The organism is Microcoleus sp. PH2017_35_SFW_U_B (assembly GCF_020737865.1).
GTDB lineage: Bacteria > Cyanobacteriota > Cyanobacteriia > Cyanobacteriales > Microcoleaceae > Microcoleus.
Window position 1 is genome coordinate 64513 of the sequence record NZ_JAEQDE010000030.1, and the last position, 8847, is coordinate 73359.

9 protein-coding genes are annotated in these 8847 nt (G+C 45.0%); 5 read left to right on the forward strand and 4 right to left on the reverse strand.

Translation table 11 applies throughout. The features are described 5' to 3' along the window. Window positions 1–79 precede the first annotated feature (79 nt). Window positions 80–766, reverse strand: a complete 687-nt coding sequence (locus JGK36_RS07150; RefSeq protein WP_293175386.1) for a PEP-CTERM sorting domain-containing protein — start codon at window positions 764–766, stop codon at window positions 80–82. A 188-nt stretch (window positions 767–954) separates the two neighbouring features. Between JGK36_RS07150 and JGK36_RS07155 the strand changes: the two genes are divergently transcribed. The 3 genes from JGK36_RS07155 to JGK36_RS07165 all read left to right on the forward strand — a co-directional run bounded on the left by JGK36_RS07155 (window position 955) and on the right by JGK36_RS07165 (window position 3012). Further along, the gene (locus JGK36_RS07155; RefSeq protein WP_293175384.1) at window positions 955–1515 is read left to right on the forward strand and encodes an AAA family ATPase; all 561 of its coding nucleotides are present in this window, start codon (window positions 955–957) and stop codon (window positions 1513–1515) included. Between the two features lie 126 nt (window positions 1516–1641). Next, window positions 1642–2211 (forward strand): TerD family protein, encoded by a 570-nt coding sequence (locus JGK36_RS07160; protein WP_293175382.1) that lies wholly within the window; start codon window positions 1642–1644, stop codon window positions 2209–2211. 201 nt (window positions 2212–2412) lie between these two features. Beyond that, window positions 2413–3012 carry a TerD family protein gene (locus JGK36_RS07165; protein WP_293196590.1) on the forward strand — a complete coding sequence of 200 codons (600 nt, stop codon included), beginning with the start codon at window positions 2413–2415 and terminating at the stop codon, window positions 3010–3012. Window positions 3013–3454: 442 nt separating this feature from the next. On the opposite strand, the gene sufD is transcribed toward JGK36_RS07165, so the two are convergent. From sufD to sufB, 3 genes are all read right to left on the reverse strand, one after another. After that, the gene (gene sufD / locus JGK36_RS07170) at window positions 3455–4777 is read right to left on the reverse strand and encodes a Fe-S cluster assembly protein SufD (RefSeq protein WP_293196592.1); all 1323 of its coding nucleotides are present in this window, start codon (window positions 4775–4777) and stop codon (window positions 3455–3457) included. After that, window positions 4774–5565 (reverse strand): Fe-S cluster assembly ATPase SufC, encoded by a 792-nt coding sequence (gene sufC, locus JGK36_RS07175; RefSeq protein WP_293196594.1) that lies wholly within the window; start codon window positions 5563–5565, stop codon window positions 4774–4776. The genes sufD and sufC overlap by 4 nt, the downstream gene beginning before the upstream one ends. A 300-nt stretch (window positions 5566–5865) precedes the next feature. Continuing rightward, window positions 5866–7308, reverse strand: a complete 1443-nt coding sequence (gene sufB, locus JGK36_RS07180; RefSeq protein WP_293196596.1) for a Fe-S cluster assembly protein SufB — start codon at window positions 7306–7308, stop codon at window positions 5866–5868. A 188-nt stretch (window positions 7309–7496) separates the two neighbouring features. Here sufB and sufR point away from each other — a divergent pair, with 188 nt between their 5' ends. Further along, entirely contained in the window at window positions 7497–8195 is a 699-nt protein-coding gene (gene sufR / locus JGK36_RS07185; RefSeq protein ID WP_293196598.1) for an iron-sulfur cluster biosynthesis transcriptional regulator SufR, read from the forward strand. A 141-nt stretch (window positions 8196–8336) separates the two neighbouring features. Then, window positions 8337–8708, forward strand: coding sequence for a hypothetical protein (locus tag JGK36_RS07190; protein WP_293196600.1), 372 nt, complete (start codon window positions 8337–8339; stop codon window positions 8706–8708). Window positions 8709–8847: the final 139 nt, after the last annotated feature.

The following is an 8847-nucleotide window of genomic DNA, read 5'->3' on the forward strand; positions in this document are numbered from 1 at the left end:
GTGAGCAGACTGTTCGTGCAACCTATACAAAGTAGTAAATTCGAGATTTTGAGATTACATAAGTACGGCGATTGCATCCTCAAGATGCCATCTTTTTTGTTTGCTTGAAACCCGCAAAACCAACCAATGCTAAAGCAGTTCCCGCAACAGTCATTGGTTCGGGAACTGGTTCGGCTGCCGTGTCTGCCAGTTCATACAACATAGTGTTACCAGAGCGATAGGGCGATCGCTCAACACCAAGAAAATGAGTGCGAGCGTAGATATAAGTTTCAGTATATCCCTCAAATCCAGATATCCACCGACCGGGATTAGATAATCCATTGGTATCCAAAGACCAGGCTGCTCCTGACTCGTATCTCGTGTAATACTCTCCAAATCCTGTGTCTGGAATGTCAACTACTTCGGTTAATCTGTCTGAACCCCTAGCTTTTATGCCGCGAAATTCCCCTTCAAAAAATAAAGCTATTGCTCCTGCTAAATCATAATATTCTCTGCGTGGCAATCGATATTCTGGCGAACTTGGTCCAGCTAATCCGGCAACAAATACAGTATTTAATCTCCCTTCAGAAACTGTAGCTTCTTCTATGCCTATTCCTGCAATCCCAGAGTTGCTAAACTTAACCAAACCGCTGGCAAATCCGGGCGCCTTCAAATTATACGTGAGAACTGCCGAGCGGGCGATCGGCATATCGGCTATTGAAATTGCTCCGTAGCAGATCGCTGTCCCTGCTAAAACTGCCAGTATGTTTCGAGTATTATTGGTCATAACTTTTCAATGAAGTCCCTAATCAACTCGCTCTCTAATCGATGTAACTAGAATATCCCTCATAATAAATAATGGCAAGCAAGTATCTACAATATTCACAAACGTTTACGTTTTAAAATATTTTTATCACTCATTTTCTTGTATAGTTGTTATTGATATTAAAAGTTGGTGGTATAATTTTTAACATTATGAACAGCAATCAACAACCTGAAAATCATCAGCCACAAATTATTTTAATTACCGGAAATATGGCTGCTGGAAAATCAAGTGTTGCCCAATCACTTGCCGAAAGGTTGCCCAAAAGCGTTCACCTGCGCGGGGATATCTTTCGTCGCGCGATCGTGAATGGGCAGGCCCAAATGACGTTAAATTTGTCAGCAGAGGCATATCAGCAACTTCAATTGCGCTATCACCTGGCAGCAATGGCAGCGCGACAATATCTCCAGGCTGGCTTTACCGTTGTCTATCAAGACATTATCATTGGTTCGGCACTTGCTGAGATAGTTGCCTCGTTTCATGATGTGCCGTTGTGTGCGATCGTTCTGTGTCCCTCGGCAGAGGTTGTAGCGGCAAGGGATGCAGCACGATTGAAGACCGGATATGCCAACGAAACCATGGTTTATGAATTCGATCGCATCCTCCGCACCGAAACCCCTCATCTCGGTTATTGGCTGGATTCAACCCATCTAACGGTTTCAGAAACGGTCGATCGGATTTTGGCACATTTACAGGATGAATCAGTGAGTTGACATCGCTATGTGCCGAATGCGCGCTCCTAAATCAATCGTTTAAAGAGAAGACATATGATCCTTGACATTTAAAATTTGTCGTATAATTGTTAAATAACATCAGTGATGTCGCGAACAGGAGAGCAAATGTCAATCAACTTGGAAAAAGGCGGAAGAATCAATCTTTCTAAAGAAGCACCGGGGCTGAAAAATGCCGGGATCGGTTTGGGATGGGATATCAACGCTACAGACACCGGAGGGGCATTTGACTTAGACGCTTCCGTGTTTATGCTGGGCGCTGCTGGTAAAATTCCCAGCGAAAAATACTTTGTTTTCTACAATAACAACGAGTCGCCGGATTCTTCTGTAAAACATCTGGGAGATAGCAGAACCGGAGAAGGAGTTGGCGACGATGAAACCGTTACAGTTGATTTAACCAAAGTCGATCCAGCGGTAGAAGAGATTGTGTTTGTCGTGACAATCCACGAAGCGGAATCGAGAAGACAAAATTTTGGTCAAGTGCGGAATGCTTTTATCAGGATTTACGACACCACTACTAATACAGAAGTAACGAAATACGATTTGGACGAGGATTTTTCTCGGGAGACTGCGGTGGAGTTTGGCAGACTTTACAAGAAAGATGGCGAGTGGAGGTTCCAAGCTGTCGGACAAGGCTATAATTCCGGCTTGCAAAGCTTTGTAGATAAGTACGCCTGATCAGAAGGAAATAGAGAAGACGTAGGATTGAAACCTCGTCTAAAAAAACAAAGTCCCCAGAGGCGGACTGAAGAAAGTCAGGTAATTTCAATCGCCCGTTCTTCAACCCGCTGATATCGAGCTTTGTTTGTATAGGCGCGGTTTCAACCTAAATCCGATCAGAACTGTATTGCACGATAAACCTTACAAAATTACAAAGATATGGCTATTAACTTGACAAAAGGACAATCGATCGTACTCAGCAAAAGTGAATTCGACTTATCCCGATTAACATTAGCTTTGGGCTGGGATGTAGCGCAAGCTAAAACAGGTCTTTTCGGTAGAAGCAGCGGTGCAAATTTTGACTTAGATGCCTACGCTTTGCTGCTGGGAGAAAATGGCAAATTAAAAAATTACAAAGAAGATGTAATTTATTACTCTCATTTAGAGTCGAAGGATAAAACAGTTGTTCATTCCGGCGACAATCTCACGGGAGCCGGAGACGGAGATGACGAACAAATATTTGTGAAACTAAGCTCTTTACCAGCAGAATATCACAAAATTATCTTGGGCGTAAATATTTACAATGGAAAAGACAGACAACAGCATTTTGGCATGGTAGAAAATGCTTTTGTGAGGGCTGTAGATGCAGCCGGAAAAGAAATTGCTCGCTATCGCTTGTCAAATGACCCTTCCTATGAAGGCAAATTAAATATGTTGATGGGACAAGTTTATCGAGAAGGTGGCGAGTGGAAATTTAAGGCCTTGGGAAATCCTTTAGCTGAAGATTTGAACGGTGTTGTCGGTTCGTTTATGCGGTGAATAAAAAGCTTCACTTGTGTTCAAAAGATAATTCATCTTTTCACATATACCCGCCTTCATTCAGTTGACAGTTGACAGTTGACAGTTGACAGTTGACAGTTGACAGCACTTGGGCTAGAAGGAAAAAGATAGGAGCAATGAATAGTCTGATTTTAGTTTATTCCTACAAGGGAGAGAGGCTTGAAACCAATTCTTTCTGGTAAAACAGACGGGGATTACATTTAGTTGAATAAATCAAAAATTGACAACCACAATTTTTGATTTAAATAAAAATCTATGTTTATCTAGATTGTCTGTGGTGGTGGGGCGGGTTTATATAGATTGTTTGTGGGAAGTAAATGTGATTGGTGAACCCGCCCTTACAGATTTGTTGAAAATTGTACAATATTTATGGGTAGGGACACAGCATTGCTGTGTCCTAATTTGTATGCTAACCAATCAGTTATTCTTGGATAGCCATGCAGGTAGAAAGCATTTTTGCCACTCCAACAATCGGCAATTGATTGAGCATTTCCGCCGCAAAAGCATCAATCAGCAAATAGCGACTTCTTTCTAAATCTAAGCCGCGGCTTTGCAAGTAGAAAAGTTCATCATCTTCCAACTGGCTGACAGTTGCACCGTGGGAACATTTAACGTTATCCGCCACAATTTCTAACTGCGGTTTGGTATCGACACGTGCTCTCGGCGACAATAACAAATTCCGGCTCAATTGTCCGGCGTCTGTCAATTGTGCGGCTTTGCGAACAAAAACTTTGCCGTTAAATACGGCGCGGGCTTTGTTACCGACAATGCACTTGTGCAATTGCCGACTTGTGCCGTGGGGATGATTGAAATCGATTAAACTGTGAGTGTCCGCCAACTGTTCGCCAAAGGCTACGGTTAAGCCGTTTAAAGTTGTTTCGGTGCCTTCGCCGCGCTGAAATACTTCTAAATTGTGCCGCGATATTTTGCCGCCCAAACTGATAGCATGACAAGTATAACGACTATTGCGCGCTTGCTCGATCGCGCTTTTGCCAATATGCACCACATCCAAACCTTCGCGCTGAAGCCGAACATGATTCACAGTGGCGTTTTCGCCGACAACAACATCCGTCACAGCATTCGTAAAAGCGGGTACATTGCCGATAGTTGCGTAATCCTCAACGACAGTGATGTTGCTGCCAGCCTCAGCTATGATTAAGCAGTGCGGCTGACACATCGTCCCAGATGCACCTGGTGCGGTCAAGAACAGCAAATGAATCGGAAGGTCGATCGACATATTAGCTGGTACGAACACCACCGCAGCATCGACCAAACCCGCAGTATTCAAGGCTGTAAACACTTCAGTTTGCTGTTTGTGCTTGCTCAAAACATCGGTGATGCGCGATCGATATTTTTCCGGTACATTGGATAGATTACCTACATAAAAGTCCGGCAAATTCCCCGTTGACAAATCCGGCGCATAAAAACCGTTAACAAATACCAATCTTAATGGTAAATCATCCCGATTTTTCACAGGCATAATAATATCAGTCAGCTTAACATTTGACTGATTGCTCTGCGGTACATGAAAAGGAACTTGCAAAACCGGCGACAAATCAGTAAAGCGCCATTCCTCATCCCTCACCGTCGGAAAACTCGCAGCCAGCACATATTCAGTCGCCGCATCCCGCAAATCCTGCAACCCGTAAGCCGAACTTTCGCTATTAGCAACCTCCAACTTACCGCACTGATTAACCAAATCAGCCAAAAACATTTCCCTAGTAGCAACCTGAGTATTTATCATCGCGCGCCAACTCCTGCTGCTTCCTCTTCCACAACCCAGTCATAACCGCGCTCTTCCAATTCCAGCGCCAACTCTTTCGGGCCAGTTAAGATAATTCTACCAGCTTCCATGACGTGAATGAAATCAGGGATAATGTAATTCAACAACCGCTGATAGTGAGTAATCACCAACATCGAATTTTCAGCATTTGACAACTGATTCACACCGCCAGCAACAATTTTGAGAGCATCGATATCCAAACCAGAATCAGTCTCATCCAAAATAGCTAACTTCGGTTCTAATATAGCCATTTGCAAAATCTCATTCCGCTTTTTCTCGCCGCCGGAAAAACCTTCATTGACGCTGCGGTTCAAGAAAGAGTCATTCATCTTAACAATATCCAGCTTTTCCTCGACAAAATCCTGGAAATCAAAAGCATCTAATTCTTCCAATTCGCGATGTTTACGGTGAGCATTGTAAGCCACGCGCAAGAAATCCAGATTGCTGACACCGGGAATTTCCAAAGGATATTGGAAAGCTAGAAACACGCCAGCTAAAGAACGTTCTTCTGGCGGTAATTCCAGTAAGTTCTGCCCCAAAAATGTTACTTCTCCGCCTGTTACTGTATAAGCGGGATGGCCTGCTAATATTTTGGATAAGGTGCTTTTTCCTGAACCGTTCGGGCCCATGATGGCGTGGATTTCGCCTGATTTAATTTCCAGGTTCAAACCCTTGAGGATTTGAGTATCTTCGACATTCGCAGTTAAATTGCGGACTGATAGAATCACTTGACTATTTTCAACAATCATCTCTTTTTTTCCTTGGCCTCAATGCAGTTTACAGTGGGTGGGGGCGGGTTTATTTAACCTGTTTGCACCGTTTAAGGTTTTTGGTGAACCCGCCCCTACAAGTTTTTGATAATGGTGCAAGATGTGAGTTCTATCAGGGGCTTTTTGGTGGGTGGGGGCGGGTTTATTTAACCTGTTTGCACCTTTTAAGGTTTTTGGTGAACCCGCCCCTACAGGGTTTATTTAACCTGTTTGCACCTTTTAAGGTTTTTGGTGAACCCGCCCCTACAGGTTTTTTGATAATAGTGCAAGATGTGAGTTCTACCCGACACTTCCTTCGAGTTTCAGGCTCAACAGCTTATCAGCTTCCGCCGCAAATTCCATCGGTAACTGATTGAAAACGTCTTTGCAGAAACCGCTAATCATCATCGAAATGGCATTTTCTGCGGAAATTCCCCGCTGCGCGAAGAAGAACAATTGCTCTTCCCCAATCTTAGAAGTCGAGGCTTCATGTTCCACTTTAGCAGTATGGTTCTGCACTTGAATATAAGGGAAAGTATTCGCTTGAGCGTTATCGCCAATCAGCATCGAGTCGCACTGGGAATAATTGCGAGCGCCTTTCGCACTCGGCCCCATTTTCACTAAGCCGCGATAACTGTTAGAAGAATTCCCCGCCGAAATTCCCTTGGAAATAATCGTGCTGCGAGTGTTTTTGCCGACGTGGATCATTTTGGTGCCGGTATCAGCTTGCTGCTTGTTGTTTGTCAGGGCTACCGAGTAGAATTCGCCCACCGAGTTGTCACCGACTAACACGCAACTGGGATATTTCCAAGTAATCGCGGAACCAGTTTCTACTTGTGTCCAAGAAATCTTGGAATTGACTCCTTGACACAAACCACGCTTAGTCACAAAGTTGTAAATGCCGCCTTTCCCATTAGCATCGCCGGCGTACCAGTTTTGCACTGTTGAATATTTGATATCAGCATTGTCCATTGTTACCAATTCCACGACGGCGGCGTGCAGTTGGTTGGTGTCAAACATGGGGGCGGTGCAGCCTTCAAGGTAAGACACGGAACTGTTTTCTTCTGCAACAATTAGGGTGCGCTCGAACTGGCCGGAATCTTCGTTGTTGATGCGGAAATAGGTTGACAATTCCATTGGGCATTTGACGCCTTTGGGAATGAAAACGAAGGAACCGTCGGTGAATACGGCGGAGTTGAGGGCTGCGAAAAAGTTGTCGCCGACTGGTACGACAGTGCCAAGATATTTTTCGATTAGTTCGGGATAATCTTTGACGGCTTCTGTGATTGAACAGAAGATAACGCCGTCTTTGGCTAGTTTTTCTCTAAAGGTTGTGGCAATTGAAACGCTGTCGAAAACGACATCGACTGCGACATTTCCCAGCCGCCTTTGTTCGGATAGGGGAATGCCGAGTTTCTCGAAGGTTTCTAATAGTGTCGGATCAACTTCGTCCAAACTGTTGAGCTTTTTGGGCTTTTGTTTTGGCGCGGAATAGTAGATAATGTTTTGGTAGTCGATCGCGGGATAGTTGACATGAGGCCAGGTCGGCTCGGTCATGGTCAGCCACTTGCGGTATGCTTTCAAGCGGAATTGCAGTAGGAATTCCGGTTCGTTTTTCTTGGAAGAAATCAGCCGCACTACATCTTCGCTCAAGCCGCGGGGGATGGTGTCTGACTCGATGTCGGTGACGAAACCGTATTTGTAGGGCTGGTTGACTAGGGTTTGGGCTGTGGTAGAACTCATTATTTTGCGTGTTCAGTGTTCTAGATAATGCTCTAAAAGATGGCAGACGGGCAATCCCTGTCTGGGCTTGAGCGAGTTTTGCTGGACTGCTCTGTTGAGTTAAACAACAAATTTGTTGCTTTACTATATTTTAAGCTACATTAACAATAGTGATATTGTCAAAGTCTCAGAAATATTTTTTTGTGAAGATGATGCAGACTCAGCAGACTTCCACTAAACAAGACATCTTGCAGTTTTTGCTCAAGGGGGGTCAAGGGACGGCTCTCCAGTTGGGGGAGTCTTTGGATATTAGCCCCCAGGCGATTCGTCGTCATTTGAAGGATTTGGAGGCCGAGGGGCTGATTCAGTATCGCTCGGTTCAGGCTGGGATGGGGCGACCGCAGCACATTTATGAGCTTACCAGTCTGGGGCGCGATCGCTTCCCGAATCGTTATGGCGATTTTGCGATTTCTTTTCTGGATACGTTGGCTGAGACTGTTGGCCGCGAGCAAGTGATTTCTATCTTGCGAAAACAGTGGCAACGTAAGGCGATGGAGTACCGCAGGGTGATGGGTGCGGGTTCGCTGCAAGAGCGGGTGGCTAGGTTGATGGAGCTTCGCAGGGATGAAGGTTACATGGCTGAGTGGTATCCTGTAGATTCTGTGGATGATGATTTGTGCGATCGCGATAAGGGCGATCGATTTGTGTTTATGGAACACAATTGTGCTATTTCTAATGTGGCTGAAACTTTTCCGAGTGTTTGTGGTAATGAGTTGGAGATGTTTGCGGCTGTGTTGCCTGATTGTACGATCGAGCGCACTCACTGGATTATTGATGGGGAGCATCGCTGCGGTTATTTGATTGCTAGAAGGAAGGAAGAAGGAAGAAGGAAGAAGGAAGAAGGATGAGGGAAGAAGACCCTTCGACTCCGCTCAGGGGACAAAGACACGGATTTTCACACGGATACACAGATAAATGTTTTGACCAATAACGAATAACAAATAACAAATAACAAATAACAAGTAACAAGTAACAAGTAACTAATAACTATGGAATCTGATTTTTTAAAGCCGGAAGAGTGCGCGGAAGTTGATATGGCGCTGCTGTCGTCGAAGGAGAAGTTTTCGGCGCGGCTGGCTATTTATGCTTTGAGGGTTTTGAAGCAAATTGCTGGGGAGACTGGTTTGTCGGTAGCTGAGATAAGCAATCAGCAGGTGATGGATTGGGTTAGGAATGATGAGAGTATTCAGCAGTCAATTCAAGTTGATGCTAGTTTTGAAAACTTTTTTACGAATTTGGTGGTGGCGTCTTTGCGGCCGTTGAGGCAAATTGCTGTGGAAGCTGGAGGGGCGATCGAGCAATTAACAGTTAAGCAGGTTGTGGCGTGGTTTGAGAAGGATGCGAAGATTCGCAGAGAGTAGGGTATGGATGCTGCGTTTTTGGATTTGCGATCGGGCTGATGGGCGGGCTCTCCGGCCCACCCCACAAGAGAATTTACTGTTTGTGGAACAGGCATCTTGCCTGTTGGTGCGGGCGGGCTCTCCGGCCCACCCCACAAGA

What these genes read in the sequence shown, in the direction of transcription:
- JGK36_RS07190 (WP_293196600.1), top strand. Translation starts at nt 8,337, where the DNA reads ATGGAATCTGATTTTTTAAAGCCGGAAGAGTGCGCGGAAGTTGATATG.
- sufC (WP_293196594.1), bottom strand. Translation starts at nt 5,565, where the DNA reads ATGATTGTTGAAAATAGTCAAGTGATTCTATCAGTCCGCAATTTAACT.
- JGK36_RS07165 (WP_293196590.1), top strand. Translation starts at nt 2,413, where the DNA reads ATGGCTATTAACTTGACAAAAGGACAATCGATCGTACTCAGCAAAAGT.
- JGK36_RS07155 (WP_293175384.1), top strand. Translation starts at nt 955, where the DNA reads ATGAACAGCAATCAACAACCTGAAAATCATCAGCCACAAATTATTTTA.
- sufR (WP_293196598.1), top strand. Translation starts at nt 7,497, where the DNA reads ATGATGCAGACTCAGCAGACTTCCACTAAACAAGACATCTTGCAGTTT.
- sufD (WP_293196592.1), bottom strand. Translation starts at nt 4,777, where the DNA reads ATGATAAATACTCAGGTTGCTACTAGGGAAATGTTTTTGGCTGATTTG.
- JGK36_RS07150 (WP_293175386.1), bottom strand. Translation starts at nt 766, where the DNA reads ATGACCAATAATACTCGAAACATACTGGCAGTTTTAGCAGGGACAGCG.
- JGK36_RS07160 (WP_293175382.1), top strand. Translation starts at nt 1,642, where the DNA reads ATGTCAATCAACTTGGAAAAAGGCGGAAGAATCAATCTTTCTAAAGAA.
- sufB (WP_293196596.1), bottom strand. Translation starts at nt 7,308, where the DNA reads ATGAGTTCTACCACAGCCCAAACCCTAGTCAACCAGCCCTACAAATAC.